Annotated in this window: 16 protein-coding genes; 14 read left to right on the plus strand and 2 right to left on the minus strand. The window is 37.4% G+C overall.

The genetic code is table 11. The features are described from left to right. Positions 1-35 precede the first annotated feature (35 nt). The 7 genes from JO40_RS04355 to JO40_RS04385 all read left to right on the plus strand — a co-directional run bounded on the left by JO40_RS04355 (position 36) and on the right by JO40_RS04385 (position 6,802). Positions 36-1,178 carry a vWA domain-containing protein gene (locus JO40_RS04355; RefSeq protein ID WP_044978255.1) on the plus strand — a complete coding sequence of 381 codons (1,143 nt, stop codon included), beginning with the start codon at positions 36-38 and terminating at the stop codon, positions 1,176-1,178. A 108-nt stretch (positions 1,179-1,286) separates the two neighbouring features. After that, the gene (locus tag JO40_RS04360) at positions 1,287-3,305 is read left to right on the plus strand and encodes a helicase (protein ID WP_044978256.1); all 2,019 of its coding nucleotides are present in this window, start codon (positions 1,287-1,289) and stop codon (positions 3,303-3,305) included. 29 nt (positions 3,306-3,334) lie between these two features. After that, positions 3,335-4,099, plus strand: a complete 765-nt coding sequence (locus tag JO40_RS04365; RefSeq protein ID WP_044978257.1) for an alpha/beta hydrolase family protein — start codon at positions 3,335-3,337, stop codon at positions 4,097-4,099. Positions 4,100-4,112: 13 nt separating this feature from the next. Further along, positions 4,113-4,526 (plus strand): RhuM family protein, encoded by a 414-nt coding sequence (gene rhuM, locus JO40_RS04370; RefSeq protein ID WP_044978259.1) that lies wholly within the window; start codon positions 4,113-4,115, stop codon positions 4,524-4,526. Continuing rightward, positions 4,516-5,076, plus strand: a complete 561-nt coding sequence (gene fic / locus JO40_RS04375; protein WP_044978262.1) for a protein adenylyltransferase Fic — start codon at positions 4,516-4,518, stop codon at positions 5,074-5,076. Before rhuM ends, fic begins: the two co-directional genes overlap by 11 nt. Positions 5,077-5,106: 30 nt before the next feature. Next, a complete protein-coding gene (locus JO40_RS04380; RefSeq protein ID WP_044978264.1) occupies positions 5,107-5,994 on the plus strand; it encodes a DMT family transporter in 888 nt (295 codons plus the stop codon). A 19-nt stretch (positions 5,995-6,013) separates the two neighbouring features. Beyond that, a complete protein-coding gene (locus JO40_RS04385; protein WP_044978266.1) occupies positions 6,014-6,802 on the plus strand; it encodes a sulfite exporter TauE/SafE family protein in 789 nt (262 codons plus the stop codon). A gap of 1 nt (position 6,803) precedes the next feature. On the opposite strand, the gene JO40_RS04390 is transcribed toward JO40_RS04385, so the two are convergent. Together JO40_RS04390 and JO40_RS04395 are read right to left on the minus strand one after the other, a co-directional pair. Continuing rightward, positions 6,804-7,703 (minus strand): adenosine deaminase, encoded by a 900-nt coding sequence (locus JO40_RS04390; RefSeq protein ID WP_044978268.1) that lies wholly within the window; start codon positions 7,701-7,703, stop codon positions 6,804-6,806. A gap of 107 nt (positions 7,704-7,810) precedes the next feature. Further along, the gene (locus JO40_RS04395; protein ID WP_044978270.1) at positions 7,811-8,578 is read right to left on the minus strand and encodes an alpha/beta hydrolase; all 768 of its coding nucleotides are present in this window, start codon (positions 8,576-8,578) and stop codon (positions 7,811-7,813) included. 145 nt (positions 8,579-8,723) lie between these two features. On the opposite strand from JO40_RS04395, the gene JO40_RS04400 reads away from it, so the two are divergent. The 7 genes from JO40_RS04400 (at position 8,724) to pcp (ending at position 18,278) form a co-directional block, all read left to right on the plus strand. Beyond that, positions 8,724-10,049 (plus strand): hypothetical protein, encoded by a 1,326-nt coding sequence (locus tag JO40_RS04400; protein ID WP_044978272.1) that lies wholly within the window; start codon positions 8,724-8,726, stop codon positions 10,047-10,049. A 129-nt stretch (positions 10,050-10,178) separates the two neighbouring features. Continuing rightward, positions 10,179-11,987, plus strand: a complete 1,809-nt coding sequence (locus tag JO40_RS04405) for an ABC transporter permease (RefSeq protein ID WP_044978274.1) — start codon at positions 10,179-10,181, stop codon at positions 11,985-11,987. Then, a complete protein-coding gene (locus JO40_RS04410) occupies positions 11,987-13,636 on the plus strand; it encodes an ABC transporter ATP-binding protein (RefSeq protein ID WP_044978276.1) in 1,650 nt (549 codons plus the stop codon). The genes JO40_RS04405 and JO40_RS04410 overlap by 1 nt, the downstream gene beginning before the upstream one ends. Before the next feature lie 56 nt (positions 13,637-13,692). Continuing rightward, positions 13,693-15,789 (plus strand): methyl-accepting chemotaxis protein, encoded by a 2,097-nt coding sequence (locus JO40_RS04415; protein ID WP_044978278.1) that lies wholly within the window; start codon positions 13,693-13,695, stop codon positions 15,787-15,789. A 72-nt stretch (positions 15,790-15,861) separates the two neighbouring features. Continuing rightward, a complete protein-coding gene (locus JO40_RS04420; RefSeq protein ID WP_044978280.1) occupies positions 15,862-16,536 on the plus strand; it encodes a DUF969 domain-containing protein in 675 nt (224 codons plus the stop codon). Next, positions 16,529-17,527, plus strand: a complete 999-nt coding sequence (locus JO40_RS04425; RefSeq protein WP_044978282.1) for a DUF979 domain-containing protein — start codon at positions 16,529-16,531, stop codon at positions 17,525-17,527. Before JO40_RS04420 ends, JO40_RS04425 begins: the two co-directional genes overlap by 8 nt. 97 nt (positions 17,528-17,624) lie before the next feature. Beyond that, a complete protein-coding gene (pcp, locus tag JO40_RS04430; protein ID WP_044978285.1) occupies positions 17,625-18,278 on the plus strand; it encodes a pyroglutamyl-peptidase I in 654 nt (217 codons plus the stop codon). Positions 18,279-18,283: the final 5 nt, after the last annotated feature.

Genomic DNA, 18,283 nt, shown 5'->3' on the forward strand with positions numbered 1-18,283 from the left:
TTTACAAAATAATAATTTTATCCGATAATTAATATATGAAAAAAAGTAAGTTTTTATTGATTATTATTACCGGCCTTCTTTCTATTTTCCTTGAAGCTGAAGACTTAAGCCTTTCAAGAGAAGATTTGCTTGTTATACAAAACCCTAAGGGCGGCTACCATTTATATATAAAAGCCAAACCAGATATAAAAAGTGTCCTTTTAACCGAGACGACAAAGGATCCCGATTTAAAACTTGATAACTATGCCTACCGTGATCCTAATTATAATGAAATAAATGGAGATGAAAAAAGACTTTTAAACGGTGAATTTCTGCTGCCCGAAAAAAAACTTTATAGCCTTATAGATTCTACCCCCGAAAAAAATACGCCTCTGGGGGAGGCCTATCATATTTGGATTCCCTATATAGTTTTATACGGATATGATTGGTCTCGAAGCGGTGAAGTCGAAGTAAAAGACGGAACCTTTTTTAATATACGTACTTTTTCAAAGCCTTATGGAGATTATACGGGAAATTTTCAGGATAATCCTTTTACCTTGAGGGTAACCCAAAAACCTATTGAAAAAGATCCGCCTCCGGATATTTCTTACAGTGATGAGGCCGTCAAAACTTTTACGGACTTAGCCGATACAACCGAAGGAGAAATGATCTATGCAAAGGGGCCTGAGGATATTCTTCCAACAATAAAACAAATTTTAAAAAAGGGAGAAAAGAATCACCTTGATTTACTCTTTGCTTTGGATTCCACTGAAAGCATGAAGGATGATATTGAAGAAGTGCGTAAAAATATCAGCTCAATGCTTGCCGAGATTCTCCCCCAATATCAAACTTATAGAATAGCTTTGGTTTTATACAAGGATTACCGTGAAGACTTTTTAGTGCGGGAAGCCTGTGTTTTTACCGATAACTTAAAAAAATTTGAAAAGGCCCTATACGGGTTTAGAGTTTTCGGAGGAAGGGATATTCCTGAAGCCGTATATGAGGGTATCTTCTTAGGACTTCGCCAGTCATGGCGTGCTTTAGATGCAGATGTGGATAAAAAACTTATTCTTATAGGAGATGCTCCTCCCCACCCCAGACCTCGAGGCAAGGTAACAAAAGAAGATGTTGATAAACTTGCTGCAGATAAGGGAGTAAAGATTTATCCTATAATATTGCCGCATACTTTGTCATATTAAGAGATTTATGCGTAAGCCCTGGATTTAGCCTTCTCCTACTTTTATTTTTTCATCTTATGTGATAAAATACTCTTTCGCTAAAAAGTTTTAGATAAGAGGAGGTAAAAGATGGATCCCAAAGATGTTGCCGAATGGCGTGAAAATTTTGTAAAATTGCCCGACAATCTTTTTTTTGATTTAATACAGTTGTATTTGGGAAAAATTAAAACCCCCTTTAATAAGCAAAGACTTGCAGAGCAACTTAGTGCTTTTCTACAAAAACCGGCAATACAAGAAAGAATTGCAGAAAGTTTAGATTCTTGCGATATATTGATTTTAAAAGCCGTGAACGAAATTCCCAATCCCACGCAGGCAATGCTGTCTGTATTTTTTTCAAAAAAAATATCGTATTCCGAATTGTCCGGAAAACTTTTAAATGCGGAAGAACGTCTTCTCTTGTATCGAGTTCAAAAAAATAACGGAGATAAAGCATACAAAATTAATCCTATTTTAAAAAAAATTATAGAGCCCTTTTTATCAAAGAATCTTTTTTTTATGCCGGAAAAAATAGGGCAGGTAAAATCGAAAGAAATAAATATAAACGATACGGCTCTTGCCGGCCTTTATTCCTTTTGTGTTCACAACGAAGCCGTTTTAAAAAATAACGGTTCTTTTAAAAAAAAATACGAAGATTTAATCAAAGAAATTTTTCCTTGGCTTTCGGAAAAAACAAAGTACGTTTATTCTATTTTTTCGGCATGCGAATCTTTAGGATTTATTTTTAGAACCGAAAACGGATTTGCAGTTCAAAAATCAAAGTGGGAGGCCTTTTCGCAATTAAGCAAACTTGAACGTTTGGTATATTTTACGGCAGCGTCCTTATTCAAAATGAGGAAAGAAAATTTACAAAAACTTGTTATAACTCTTTTTGAATTTTTAAATGGTTTTTATCCCGATGCATATTATGAAGAAGAAGATGTAGAACAATTTTTTCTTCTTTTATACATGCAAAATTTTTCTTCGGCAGTACAAAATGAAATTGGAAACGAGAATATTTTACATACAAACTTTATTGAAACCGCAGAACTGTTCGGAATTTTATGCAGAGAGAAAAATTTGGTTTACTTGAATCCCGAATTATTTAAAAATGCGGAAGAACCTCAAAAGCCTCTTTTAATTGACCCGTCATTTGAAGTTACGGTCTTACCCGATAGTAATCTAAAAAATCTTCTGCCTGCAGCGGAGTGTATGGAGCCTGTTTTAATTCAAACGACAGGAAAATTCGAAATCACAAAAAAAGCTTGTTCCAAAATTTTTCAGTCGGAATTAACTTCTGAAAATATATATAAAATCTTATCGGATGCAGCAGGGCATGAGATACCTCAAAATATAAGAGTTTCAATAAATGAGTGGTATAAAAATTTTACTTCATTGGAATTATACAGCGGTTTTGCCGTTTGTGTAAAAAAGGAAAAGGAGAAGTTTTTTGAACTTGATACTCCTTTAAAAAAACTTGTCCGTAAAAAAATAGCGGAGGGAGTTTATCTTTTAAATGTTCAAGATTTAAAAGATTTTGAGCAGGCCGTTTATAAAAGCGGTTTGGAATTTATCTTTTATAAAAATAAGCCTCTTCAATCTCCTTCCGTAAGAAATTTTCAAAGCTTGAATTTATTTTCTCAAAAAGAAAAAGATTATACAAAAAAACTTGATTGGATAAAGCAGCAAAAAGAAAGGAAAAATAAATACTCAAAAACTTTATTACAATTAAATGCGGTACTAAACGATTTGGAATTAACAAAGGAAGATGTTAAGGCTATAAGCAGCCGCATAAACCGTAAAGCTATAATTACTGAGGAGCAGCTTAAAGAAGGTGTTTTTAAATTTACAAAAAAAGAAGCTTCCGGTCTTGATTTTTTAGGAAAACAAAAAATAGCAGAGCAGGCAATCTTAGGAAAACACCTCCTTGAAATAGAGATAAACACTGAAAAAGGAACGGAAAAGATAAGCGGAGTTCCTGAAGAAATTTTAAAACAAGAAAAAGATGCAGTTCTTATCCTTACATGTGAAAATCTTAAGGACAAGTTAAAAATTTCCGTTGCTCATATTTCAAAAATAAAGTTGATTCAAGATTCTATTTTTTCGGAATAAGGGGATGACAGGATAAAAGGGGCAAATCTATGGGTAAATACAAAAATCAAAACATAATCGAAGAGCGTGTAGAAATTGAGGGTATACCTTGCTTGCGTTTTTATCCTTCGGAAACAAGCAGCTTTGTTCGGCCTTTTCCTACCGTATTTTATTATCACGGCTGGTCTTCAGAAAAAAATAAGCAAAAGCTGATGGGCTATGTTTTTTCTACTTTGGGTTATCAGGTAATCTTACCCGATGCAGTCCATCATGGCGAAAGAAATAAGTTTGAAGACTATGATGAAGCTTTAAACGAATTTTTTTTGCCTACAATTATGCAAAATCTTGCCGAGTTTTCTACACTAAAAGATTATGCCGTTAAAAATTGTAATGCCGATAAAAACAAGATTGCCGTTTTAGGGCATTCTATGGGCGGCTTTACTACGGCAGGAATCTTTACCCATAATCCAAGCGTAAAAACTGCGGTCGTTTTTAACGGTGCCTGCGATTGGCAAAATGCAATCCTTCAAATCGAAAAAGAATATGATGAAGCCCATATCGAATTTGATGAGGCAACAAAAAAAGCCGACCCCGCACAAAACATCGGCAAGCTCCTAAACCGTCCTCTTTTCTTACTACACGGAATAAAGGACTCCCTAGTTTCTTATAAAATCCAAAAACAATTTTACGATTCAACCCTTCCGCTTTATAAAAACAAGGATCTTTTAAGACTTATGAGTGTCGAAAGAATGAATCATTATATAAGTATTCAAATGCTTGATGAGACCATTCTATGGTTGAACAAAAATCTATGAGGAGGGTTGAGCTATGAATGAACTAAAAGAACTTTCGTTTTTAATGTACACCTCAAAAGAGGAAAATGTATCGGTTAATGTTGTTGTAAAAGATGAAACCATTTGGCTTACCCAAAAAGCCATGGCTGAACTTTTTGGTGTGGGAATTCCAGCCATATCCAAACATTTAAAAAATATCTTTGATGAGGGAGAGCTGGACAGTTTTTCAACTATTTCCATTTTGGAAATAGTTGAAAAAGAAGGGAATCGGAATATAAAACGAGATACTGAATTTTTCAATTTAGATGCAATCATCTCGGTCGGCTACCGTGTAAATTCACAAAAAGCCGAATCGGAATATGATATATTCAATAAAACACAAAAAATAGAATCGGACTTTGATCGGGAGTTAAAAAAACTTACAAAGGAGATGAGCCATGAAAGATGAAGAAAAATTGACAAAGATGCGGGCTCTCGAACTCTGGGATAAAAATTTAATTGACAATATTGAAGTTGGAACCTTTAAGGGCTTGCAGGAAATACATAGGTATCTGTTTCAAGATATTTTTGATTTTGCGGGAGAAATTAGAAAGGTAAATATTTCAAAGGGGAATTTCCGCTTTGCTCCGATTTTATTTTTGGCTGAAAACCTTAAAATAATCGATAAGATGAAGTCGGAAACCTTTGACGAAATTGTGGATAAATATGTAGAAATGAATGTAGCTCATCCTTTTAGAGAAGGTAATGGAAGAAGTATGAGGATATGGCTGGATGCTTTTTTAAAACACCGTCTGGGACGCTGTGTTGATTGGGCAAAAATCGATAAGTTTTCTTATTTAAGTGCGATGGAGCGCTCTCCGATAAACAGTCTGGAAATTAAGGTTTTATTGGAATCTGCTCTGATCGATGATATTCAAAATAGGGAAATTTATATGAGGGGTATACAGGCGTCTTATGAATATGAAGGTATGAGCAGGTATGATATTGGGGATATGTAAGATTATAAAAATTATTTAGGAGTTAAAAAAATGAAATTAACATCTAAACAAAAAGGTATTATGTTTTTAATTCTGTCGGCGCTTTGCTTTGCATCAATGAATTTGTCGGCAAAGCTCGCCGGTAGTTTGCCCTCAATGCAAAAGGCTTTTTTTAGAAATCTAATAGCGGCTGTTGTATCCTTTACCGTGCTTATAAATTCAAAGGAAAAATTTCATTTGAATAAAAAAAACCTGCCCTTCTTTTTTATGAGGGCAATTTTCGGCACTATGGGAATTGTCGGAAACTTTTATGCGATAGAGCACATGCTTCTTGCGGACGCTTCTATTCTTGCAAAACTGGCACCTTTTTTTGCCATTCTGTTTTCTTTTTTATTTTTAAAGGAAAAAATAAAGCTGTATCAAATCCTTGCGGTAATCACGGCTTTTTCGGCAAGTCTTCTTATAATAAAACCGGCCTTTGCAGATACAGGCCATGTGATTGCAGCTCTTATAGGGGCTTTTGGAGGAATGATGGCAGGAGCTGCCTATACTTGCGTCCGCTGTCTTTCTCTTAAAGGTGAAAAGGGGCCTCTTATCGTATTTTTCTTTTCATTTTTTTCGATTTTAATGCTGTTTCCTGTCTTTATTATTTTTTATCATCCGATGAGCCTTTATCAAATCATTATGCTCTTAATTGCTGGTCTTTTTGGGACAGGTGGTCAGTTTTGTGTAACCGCAGCTTATGCCCATGCTCCGGCAGGTTCGATCTCAGTCTATGATTATACACAAATAGTTTTTTCTGCAATTTTCGGATTTGCTTTTTTAGGAGAACTTCCCGATCGGTGGAGCCTTTTGGGGTTTGCAATAATTTTTGCAGTAGCCCTTTTTATGTTTTTGCATCGCGAGGATAAGACAGAAACACATGTAAATCTAAATTAATTATGAAGGAGAATAATTTATGTATGTATCTTTACAGGCAATGATATTTTTATGTTTTTGTGTCTTTCTTGCAGGTTTTGTAGATTCTGCGGCAGGAGGGGGCGGTTTAATTTCTCTTCCGGCTTATTTTTTTGTAGGACTTCCGACTCATACGGCCATAGGATGCAATAAGTTTTCAGCTGCGTTCGGTACAACTTTTTCAACCCTCCGGTTTTTTAAAAATGGAGCCCTTGAGTGGCGTATAGCCTTAGTTTCTGCCTTATTTTCTTTTATTTCTTCCTATCTAGGCATGAAAATTGCCTTGAGAATAGATCAAGTTTTTTTAAAAAAAGCTATGATTTTAATGCTTCCGGCAATAGCTTTGATTCTTTTGATAAAACGGAATTTCGGCAATGAAAACAAATCAAAAGAAATTCCTAAAAAAAAAGCTTTTGCTTTGGCTGCCTTTATAGGTGCTTGTGTAGGTTTTTATGACGGGCTTATAGGGCCGGGAACGGGTACCATTGCAATTATTGCCTATTCTGCGTGGATGAAGTATGACCTAAAAACGGCATCGGGGAATGCTAAACTTTTAAACCTTGCTTCAAACTATGCTTCGCTGACAGCCGTTCTTCTGAATAATAAGGTTATTTTTTCGATTGCTATTCCTGCTGCAGTTTGCGGTATTATCGGAAATTACTTAGGTGCGGGATTTGCTTTAAAGAAAGGTGCTGCATTTATCAGGCCTCTTATGATTGCGGTTATAATTTTATTGTTTGCAAAATTATTCTACGATGTATTCGGCGAAATGGTATTAGGATTATTTTAAATTATCTAACGGCCATCAGCATATCGGCCTCTTTTTCGGTTATTACATTTTCTTTAACAAGGTCATAAAATTGCTCGCTGTTTGTCTTTCCGAAAAAGAGAATATCATCGGTTCCTATGCTTATAGGAACCCCTGCATCCAACATTTTACGCAATGGATGGGATTTTAGGTTTTTGACGGCACCTAACATCACATTGCTTTGGGGACAAACATTGCATCTTATCTTTCTGTCGGCTAAAAACTGTAAGACCTTATCGTTTTGAGCCGCTCCTATTCCATGCTGAACCTCGTCTAAAGCAAACATTTCAACAAAATACTTTACCGAAGCCGCATCCGAGAATTCTCCGACGTGAGCTTTTTTCTTTAAACCGTATTTTTCGGCCAATCTAAATATATACACGCACTGTTCAATACCTTCGGAAACTTCAGGGCCGTAAAGGTCTATATTTTTAAAAACTTTTGATGACATCATGGGTTCTACCCATTGTTTTAAAAAACTTTGATCTATAGTCTTTGATATTCCTAATTCGGGGATTATTTTGATTTTATTTTTATATTTTTTTACAATCTTTTCTACAGCCGATAAAAAGGCCTCTAAGTCTTCATTAAATTGTTTTATAAAGCCTATGTCGACGGATCCTTCAATATGCACAACATTGTCTTCAACTGCACTTTTTATGGACATTTCGATGAGGTCTATAACGTTTTGTGCTGTAGTACATGCAGGACGGGTATATTGTCCTATTATTTCATGCATCTCATCAAGACCGTTCATCTTTCGAGGAAAATTGGGAATTTCAAAACCTGCCCATTTTTTATAGTCTGAATAATTCATACTCAAATTCAGATGATTATGAGTATCAGATTTGGGCTGCTTTTTATAGTAATCAAAGTCTCTCATTAATACTTCCTTGTATCCGTTAGTATAAGTATATCACTCTTTTTTAAAAAAATCATATAAAATATACAATATTCCTAAAATATTATCGGTAATTTATGTTAAAAAGTTTAATCCTTCAAAAATTCTATAATTCTTTTTGCTACAAGTTCCTTTTCAACATCATTTGTAACTACATGGCTGCTTTTTTCGAGTATAAGATACTCATTTTGAGTTCTTAAATTCTTATCTATGAGGTTTTTTACTCTAAATGGGACTAAATTGTCTGCTTTTGATAAAATTGTAAGAGTTTGGGATTTAATAAAAATCATATTTTTTATAGCTAATTTTTGAAGTTTATACAGGTCTGCCGTTTTTTCTAAATATTCTACGCCGTTATAGTCTGCCATCGCCCTTCCATACTCGGGGTCTGTTTCATAAGTTTTTTTGACGGTCGATATCTTTTTGACAAAAAATTTTAAAAAAGGAGTGAGTTTTATCCGGTTATCTGTTGCAATAAAAGCCGGAGCGCATAAGAATATTTTTTCAGGATTAAAGCGGGCTGCTATCAGAGAGGTTAATATTCCCCCCATTGAAAGACCTCCGACAAATACTCTTTCATACATTGCACAAATATCTATATATTCATCGCATACCTTCCTAAGCCAATCTTTCCAGCTCGAGCTTAAAAGATCGTCTTTATTTGTACCATGCCCCGGAAGTCTTGGTATGTAGACATTGTAGCCGGCTTCATTTAGCTGCCGTCCCAGCCAAATCATCTCACGCGGAGAGCCCGTGTAGCCGTGAATAAGTAAAATAGCCGGAGCGGTTTTTAGCCCTTTTAAAAAAAACGGCTTTGTCGTATCTGAAAGTTTTATAGGGTAATTGTCAAAAAACACGCTAAATCTCCTTTAAATTTAAGAATATTATATATCTTTTTTTGTAAATAAACTAGGTATCGCATATTAAATTTTTTAATTATCAAAGCGGCTATTGTGTATTTAAAGAATCTATAATATAATAATGGGAATAGGGAGATTTTATATGAAAAAAATTATTTCAGTATTATCAATTGCCGTATTATTGATTGCAATATCAAGCTGCGGCGGCAAATCGGAAAAGAACAATGCTGTTCTTAAAGTAATAAAGGAAGCCGAAGGTATGACCCTTGATCAGCTTTTCGAAAAGGCTTATCAAGAATCAAACGGAAAGGTTCTAAAAGGTTTGGGTAACTCAAGCCGAGGTAAGACTGCGGGAGAGACCTTTGTTGAGGCAATGAAGGCAAAATATCCCGACTATACCGGAAAAATAGATTGGTCTCAGCCTAAGAACAATACTATTTTTGATCAGCTTACAAACGATAATAAAAACGTTAATCCCGAATTTTCTATGACTCTTATTCAGGATGGAGCACAGATTAAGGCTAAGATGATTGATACGGGCATCTTACATAATTTTGTTCCTAAAGAGTGGAAGGAATCTGCGGGTACAGATATGAAAGAAAACGGAAATCCCTTGGCCTTGCAAACTTTGAGCAAAGTTTTTATGTACAATAATGTCGAAGCTTCAAACAAGTTTTTAAATGTCTGGGATTTTATAAAAGAAGGTCAAAGTCCGCTGTTTATGGGCTTGGAATCCGAACCTATCGGAAAAAACTTTTTGCTCATGCTTACTCATGAAAAGTATTCAAAGGTTGTAAAAGCCGCTTATGATGCTTTGCCTGAAGCCGATAAATCTTATTTTAAGCCTATTGTAGACGGCTTGGAAAAAACGGCTAAAGAGCTCGGCTTAAACGAAAACGGAAAATATGCCCTCGCATGGATCAAACTATTTGTTTCTCAGTTTAACATGAAAACCGATGACGGCCCCATCAGCGTAGACTTGGTAAAAAAATCTTCTAAAGATCAAACAGGTTTATTGGTTTATTCCAAATTACGTTCTATAAAGGAAACAGACGAATCTTCTGTAAACAATATTACCGTTGCTGCTTATCAGGACGGATATATCGGCTTCGGAGGCTATGCATATAAGCACTATTTGCAGGTTCTAAACAATGCTCCTCTCCCTTGGACGGCATGTGCCTTTATCGCTTACATGGTAACTACAAAGGAAGGTTTCCATCCTTGGGGAAAGGATATGGGCGGATACAGCTCCAATCCTGCTATCAATCAAGATCACAGCATGGACGGATATGTTGATGAAGAGGTAAACGGCGAAACAAAAAAAATAAATAAATTCCCCGCTAAAAACGATAGAGGCTATGACTGGTGGACAGGTGAAGGAAAAGGCGGCTTAATTGTCGAAGAGCCCGTATACTGTGCAAGTGTAACCTTTACCGTAGGTGAATGGATCAGCTCCTTACGAAACTAAAAGATTATTAAAAAATTAATCTGAATTTATTAAGCCTCTAAAAACTATGTCAGGTTTTTAGAGGCTTTATTTTTAGAAGAATATTGCGTAAAAGCTAGAGTTATAGTATAATTGTAAGGAAGTTAATGTGTGGAGGAGATTTTGGCTAAGACAATTCCGGTTTTTTTAAATCAAAGTAAGGATTTTTTTAGAAAACCTCAAAACCTGATATTGCTTATATTCGGTGTTGTGCTCTCTGTTACGACTATAGCTCCGATAGTAACTATTCTTTTGGACACGGTTACGGTTCATCCCGGTACCATAGATGCTATGCATGGGCCTGACGGTTTTACCGTTTTTAATTGGAAAGATATTTTTACCGGCTCTCTTTCGTCGAGGAATTTTTGGAGTCCGCTTACAAACACTCTGCTGCTTGCGATATTCAGCTGTATAGGGGCCATCTTAATAGGCGGTGTTTTTGCATATTTGATTACACGCACAAATATAAAATGCAAAAAATATCTTAATGTCGTTTTTATTTTTCCGTATATAATGCCTCAGTGGACATTGGCTCTTACTTGGATGAACTTATTTAAGAGTACTGCTGTTACGGGAGGCTCTAACGGAATTCTTGCAGACCTTTTCAGAATTACAATGCCTGCATGGTGGGCTGAAGGCCTATTCCCAGCAATTGTTGTTCTATCCTTGCACTATGCAGCCTTTGCATATATTTTAATAGGCGGCATATTTAAAAATATGGATTCCAATTTGGAAGAAGCTGCCTTGATTTTAAATACCTCAAAATCAAAGATTTTCCGCAAAGTAACCCTTCCATTATTAAGACCTGCCATCCTATCGACCATCTTGCTCGTTTTCGGCAGCGCTATGGGTAGCTATCCGGTTCCACACTATTTAAAACTGACAACCCTTTCCACCAAATATATAGACTTAAAGGTTGTAAGAACGGGGCAGGCCAGTATTATCGGCGTAGTGATGATGCTCTTCGGAATTTTAATTCTGATTACAAACAGGCTCAGCATGAAATCCCGAAAAAATTATACGACAATTACCGGAAAAAGCGGACAGGTAAGCAAGGTAAATGTAGGAAAAATCGGACAATATTTAATTCCTGCAATTTTAATTATCTTTACCTTATTTACCGGAATATATCCCGTTATTTCCTTTGCCTTTGAAACCTTTTTGCCCAACCCCGGAGACTACAGCTTTTTTAGGACGGGTAATTTTGCAAACCTAACCTTAAAATGGTGGACTCATCACTCGGCAGAAGATGTCGGTATGTACGGACAATTCGGTATCTTATATAACCGTGCCTTTTGGATGAGTTTTAAAGGAACTATGATTGTTGCCTTTTTCTGCGCCTTTCTTGCAGGAACGATAGGGCTTTTGATAGGTTATTCGGTAAGCAAGCACAGAAGAAACAAGTTTGCAAATTACGTAAACGACATAGCTTTTTTGCCCTACCTTTTGCCTTCGCTTGCAGTAGGTATAGCCTTTTTTATCTTCGGGTCTATGCTGGGAATCTATGATACATTTTTACTTTTAATAATAGTCGGAACAATTAAGTATATTCCTTTTTCGTCGAGAAGCTCTCTTAACTCGATGCTTCAAATCAGCAATGAAATAGAAGAGTCGGCCTTGATACAGGATACGCCCTGGCATAAGCGTATGACAAGGATAATAATTCCCATTCAAAAGACGGCAATTTTAAGCGGTTATCTTTTGCCCTTTATAACCTGCGTTCGGGAATTAACCTTATTTATGCTCTTGTGCAGTCAATCCAAGATAAGCACAACCATGCTTGACTATTATGACGAAATGGGCTTATACGCCTTTTCGAGTGCAATCAACTTAATTTTAATTATATTTATTTTGGCCGTAAATTTCGGATTAAACAAGCTTACAAAGGCCGGAATCGATACGGGTGTAGGAGGTCAATAATGCCTGAGATAATTTTACAAAACCTTACCAAAAGATGGGGAAAATTTTACGGAACGGATAATTTAAATTTAACCATAGAAAATAATTCGTTTATAACCCTGCTGGGGCCTTCAGGCTGCGGCAAAACGACAACGCTTAGAATGATTGCCGGCCTTGAAACTCCGACAAGCGGAAAGATAATCATCGACGGGGAAACGGTTTTTGACAGCGAGCAAGGTATAAATATTCCTGCAAACAAAAGGAAGGTCGGCTTTTTGTTTCAAAACTATGCTCTTTGGCCGAATATGACCGTTTATGAAAACATAAGTTTCGGCTTAAAAAACATCAAAGAGCTCATGCCTCTCTGCGATTTTGAAATTAAAAGAATAGATGACTTAAAAAAGATTTTAAATGAATGTGGAAAAGCTGTGGAAATTATTATCGACTCACAGACTAAGGATAAGAAAAAAGGTAATAGACTTGATGAAAAAACAGCCTTGATAAAGTTAATAGACAACTTTATTATTTCGGAATATACGGCAAAAACGATTTTGTCTTACGGGCTTGAAAAAACTGAAAATCGTGAAGAAAAAGTAAAGGCAATAATTTCCGGTTTGGATGAAAAGAGGGCATCTCTTTTAGAGAAGCACAAGAAAAACGGGTTTTCGGTAAATGATAACTACGAACTTGTAGATGAAAAAGGTGAAGTTATAAAAAAAATACGCAAGCTCGAAAACGAAGAAATAGACTTAATAGTCCGCCGTGTTTCCCGCATCGTAAAAATCGGAATGTTTATGGATCGGTATCCCAATGAGCTTTCAGGCGGACAGCAGCAAAGGGTTGCTATTGCTCGAACCTTAGCTCCCGGGCCCAAGGTGCTTTTTATGGATGAGCCCCTTTCAAACCTTGACGCAAAACTCCGGCTTGAAATGCGGAGCGAATTGCAGCGCCTCCATTTGGATACAAAATCGACATTTATCTATGTTACCCATGATCAGCTGGAGGCTATGACTCTGGCAACAAAGATATGCTTGATGGATAACGGTCTTTTGCAGCAATATGATGCTCCCTTGGATATCTATGAAAAACCGGTAAACTTATTTACCGCAGACTTTATAGGAAATCCTTCGATAAATTTTATAGAAGCTGCGGGCGAAACTTCTGCAGACGGAGATTTTAATTTAAGCTGTTTAGAAGGCTTGAAATTTAAGTTTAAACCCGCTCAGAAAATCGATTATAAAGAATGGCTTTTGAAAACAGAGGCTGAAATTAAAAAACAAAGAGAAGAAGAAGCCGAACGCACAAAAAATGCAGAAAAGGAAAATAAGATTTTGCCTTTTAAGTATCACATCGCAAAGGCCGATGAAGCGGAGTTTGATTTAAATTCGCCGGTACCGACTGAAAAAGATTTTATCATCGGAGTCCGACCTGAGTTTATCAAAATACACGAAAACGGAAAACTGACAGGTTCTATATACAGCTCGATGCCCACAGGTATGGAAACTACCGTCAAAATTAAAGTGGGAAACTTCCTTTTAACGGGTGTTGTGTTTTTAAATATAACATATAAGATAGGCGAAAAAATAAAATTCGATATTGAAGGCGATAGAATTATGCTCTTTTCAAGCCTTAATCAAAGATTGATTTCTTTAGGGTACTTGGAAAAATAATATCTACATCATGTCTTGGATTGAGACCCATCAATCTAAAAAAGGAGATTATATAAATGAAAAAACGTTTTTCAATCCGCTACAAACTGATCATAGTCTTCGGACTATTGATAGCCATCGCTTCTTCGATGGTAGGTTTTCTTGCAACCCGCAGAGCCCGCAAAGCAGTAACCGAAAAGGTCGAAACGCACTTAATCGACAAGGCGAACGATGTTACCGAAATTCTTGACGGGCGAATCACCGCCTTATGGCAATTTCTTGAAGGTATTGCGCGCATGCCGTTCTTACGCGATATGGAAATGCCGTACATCGAAAAGATGAAAAAGCTAGCCGAAGAAGCACAAGTCAACAAAACAATACGCGCCTTATACATAACGGATGAAAAAGGCATTATTCAATTTTTGGACGGTACAACTCCTTCTTGTGCACATGAGCAATGGTTTATCGACGGAATGCAGGGTAAACGATTTTGCGGCGAGCCCTATATTGATGAGCGGACGGGCAACTCTTTTGTTGCCGACATTGCAGTGCCCGTATATGACGATAACAAAAAAATTATCGGCGTACTCATTGCCGACATGGATGCCTTTTGGTATTCCGATCAAATAGATGACATAGTTGTCGGCAAAACCGGTAATTGTTATATAATGGGCGACACCAGCAACATTGTCGCAGATAAAGATATAGAGCTCGTTAGAAATCAAGTGAGCATTATCGAGAAGGCAAAAACGGATAAAGAGCTTGCTTCATGCGCCGATTTTTTGGAATATGTTTGGGACACCGATGAAAGCGAGGTCGGCTACTACACATACCAAGGAGTATCTTACATAGCCTCTTTTGCCACCATGAAAACTACCGATTGGTCTGTTATTATTCGTGCACCGGTAAATGAGTTTATGGGAGAGATCAATGCTTTGCGTATTTCTGTGTTCGTTATCGGAATAGTGATTATATCTACTGCGCTGGTCATAGTCTTCTTTGTAGCCCTTGCATTGATTAAACCCATAGCGGCTGCCGTTAATGCACTCAAAAACATCGCTCAGGGTGAAGGAGATTTAACGGTGCGTCTTCCCGTACACGGCAATGACGAGATAACCGACCTCTCCGAATATTTTAATCAAACTATTTCAAAGATAGGCTCATCGATTAAGCAAGTAGGTCTTAACAGTGTCGATATGGAAAACATCGGTAATGAGCTTGCGAGCAATATGACCGAAACTGCCAGCGCCGTACACGAGATAAGTGCCAACATCAACGGTGTAAAGCAGCAGGCTCTTACCCAAGCTGCAAGTGTTACCGAAACGGCTGCAACCATTGAGGAAATTGTCCGTACAATTAAACAACTAAACGGAAGTATTGAAAATCAGGCTGCCAGTGTCGCCGAATCTTCTGCTTCAATCGAACAGATGGTTGCGAATATTGCATCCATTACGCAGACACTAGGTAAAACCGATGATGTTATAAAAACGCTTGCCTCCGCTACCGCCGATGGTAAAGAGACAATTTCAGGAGCAAACAACGTTACGCAGAAAATAACGGAAGAGTCGGGAAGTCTATTGGAAGCCTCAAGCGTTATCCAGCACATTGCAAGCCAAACCAACCTATTGGCAATGAACGCTGCCATTGAAGCTGCTCATGCAGGAGAAGCAGGCAAAGGTTTTGCTGTTGTAGCCGATGAAATCAGAAAGCTCGCAGAAGAATCTTCCGCACAGGGCAAAACAATAACTGCAACGCTTAAAGCGCTGTCAGGCGAAATAGAAGCTCTTTCCGCTTCTTCAAAAACCGTAGAGGAAAAATTTAATGCTATTTTCAATCTGGCCGAGCAAGTTAAATCGATGAGTGACAGCCTTACCGAAGCTATGCATGAGCAAGAGAACGGAAGTAAGGAAGTGCTGTCTGCGATTAAGGGCATTAACACTGTAACGGTAGAAGTTCAGGCCGGCTCTGAAGAAATGCTGAAAGGAGGGGAAAGCGTTGCCGAGGAGATGCAAAAACTGGATGGTCTGACCCGCGTTATAACTGACAGCATGAATGAGATGGCCTCCGGTGCGGTACAGATTAGCAATGCAGTACAGGAAGTAAATGAGATAAGCCAAAAGAATAAGGCCAGCATTCAAAACCTTACGGAAGAAGTTGGAAAATTTAAAGTGTAATTATTTATAAATAGACAAACTTTTATTTTTTGGTAAAATACGCCGTATATAAACCAATAAAAGGAGTTGAATATGAACTATTTGGTTTTAATAGGCGTTGCAATTATTATTGTCGGTTTTATTTTAAAACTCGATGTAGTTGCAGTCGTTTTGATTTCAGGTCTTGTAACAGGCTTGATTGCAAAGATGGGATTTGTTGAAGTCCTTAATGCAATAGGTACAGGTTTTGTAAACAACCGTTACATGAGCTTGTTTTTTATTTCTTTTCCTGTAATCGCTATTATGGAGCGTTACGGATTAAAGGAAAGAGCAGCAGAATTCATTAAAAAGATTAAGGGAGCAAGTGCCGGTATGGTTATTTGGCTCTACATTCTTATAAGAACAATTGCTTCGGCATTTTCGATCAGATTGGGCGGTCATGTTCAGTTTATCAGACCATTAATCCTCCCTATGGCTGAAGGAGCTGCTCAAAAACATGTAAAGCTTACCGAAGACGACATCGAAAAAATTAAGGGGCTGGCAGGAGCTTCCGAAAACTATGGAAACTTTTTCGGTCAAAATATTTTTCCCGTTGCATCAGGAGTTCTTTTAATTACAGGAACTTTAAAAGAACAGGGCTTGGATATAAGCAATATCGATGTTGCTAAATATTCAATCTTGGCAGGTGTTGCAATGGTTCTTATAGCCTTAGTTCAGTGCTGGCTCTTTGAAAAATCACTTAGAAAAGGAGAAAAGGCAGATGTTTAGTTTTATTCAAAATAATACAATGGTTATAGATGAAATCGTTTACGGCCTTTGCGGTCTTGTTTCAATTATTACGGCCGTAATCTCCTTAAAAGATAAAAAGAACCCTATCGGAACATTCTTGTTCTGGGGAATCTTAGGTCTTTTGTTTATGTTCGGTAAAGTTATCGTTCTTAATGTACCTTACGGAGGAGCCATTATCGGAGGCTTACTCATTGTTTTGGGCGGTTTTACTCTTACAAAACAAGTAAAAGTTGCGGATATTAAGTCGGCAACAAAAGAGGAAATTACTGAAAATTCAAAAAAAGTAGGCAACAAGATTTTTATCCCTGCCGTTTTAATCGGTGTTGTTGCGATGTTATTGGCACAAATGAAGAGCTTTAAAATTTCGCTTGGAACAAATGCTGCCGGAAAAGAAATAATCTTCGGTTTTTCTACTGCACAAGTTGTAGGCCTTGCTTCGATAATTGCCCTTATTTTTGCAATAATTTTAACCAAACCTAAGATGAAAGATACTATCAACGATACTTCAAAGATGCTCATGCAGGTAGGTTCTTCAAGTCTGCTTCCTCAGCTCCTCGGCGTTTTGGGTGCAATCTTTGCAACAGCCGGAATAGGTAAGATAATCGGTCACTTTGCAAGCGGTATTGTTCCTCAGGGAGTTCCCGTTCTTGGCGTTATCGCTTATTGTCTTGGAATGGTAATCTTTACGATGATTATGGGAAATGCTTTTGCCGCCTTTACCGTTATCACAATAGGCGTTGGTGCCCCCTTTGTAATTGCTCAGGGCGGAAATCCTGCAGTTGTCGGAGCCTTAGGTATGACTTGCGGATACTGCGGTACTCTTTTAACACCTATGGCTGCAAACTTTAACATTGTTCCTGCAGCAATTTTGGAAACCGAAAACAAATATAGTTTAATTAAGGCTCAAGCTTTTATGTCTTTTGCTTTGATTATTGTTCACATTATTTTAATGTTGATCCTTGCTTTTTAATTAGGAGATGTGATAAACAGCTCGGCAGGAATTCTGCCTCGCTGTTTATCTTCGAGTTTTGTGCAAAGCACAAAACATCGCATTATTGGAGAAATAAATGAAAATCTTAGTTACCGGTTTTGATCCTTTCGGCGGCGAAAAGATTAATCCGGCCCTTGAAACGATTAAACTTCTTCCCAATGAAATTTTGGGAGCAAAAATTATCAAGCTGGAAATTCCGACAGTTATCGGAAAATCCGTAGCAAAGATAAAAGAAATGATCGAAAAAGAAAACCCTGATGTGGTTTTAAGTATCGGTCAAGCCGGAAACCGTGCAGATATTTCGGTTGAAAGAATCGGTATAAATATTGATGACTGCCGAATTCCAGATAATGAAGGTAATCAGCCCATTGATGAACCTGTCGTAAAAGACGGGCCTGCCGCCTACTTTGTTACTCTGCCCATCAAGGCCATTGTCGAAAAGGTAAAAGCCGGTAAAATACCTGCTTCAATATCGAATACGGCAGGAACATTTATCTGCAACCATGTCTGTTACGGCGTAGCTCATATTGCCGCGGCAAGAACAGCTCAGGGCAAACCGATGAAAAGCGGTTTTATTCATATTCCGTTTTTGCCCGAACAGGTTATCGGAAAACCCGCCTTAACGCCTTCGATGAGTTTGGAGATGATTGTAAAAGGAATTGAGCTTGCAATCGAGGCTATTGTCGAAAATAATTCCGACATAAAAGTTTCGGGCGGTAAAATTTGCTAAAATAC

The organism is Treponema putidum (assembly GCF_000755145.1).
Classification (GTDB): domain Bacteria; phylum Spirochaetota; class Spirochaetia; order Treponematales; family Treponemataceae; genus Treponema_B; species Treponema_B putidum.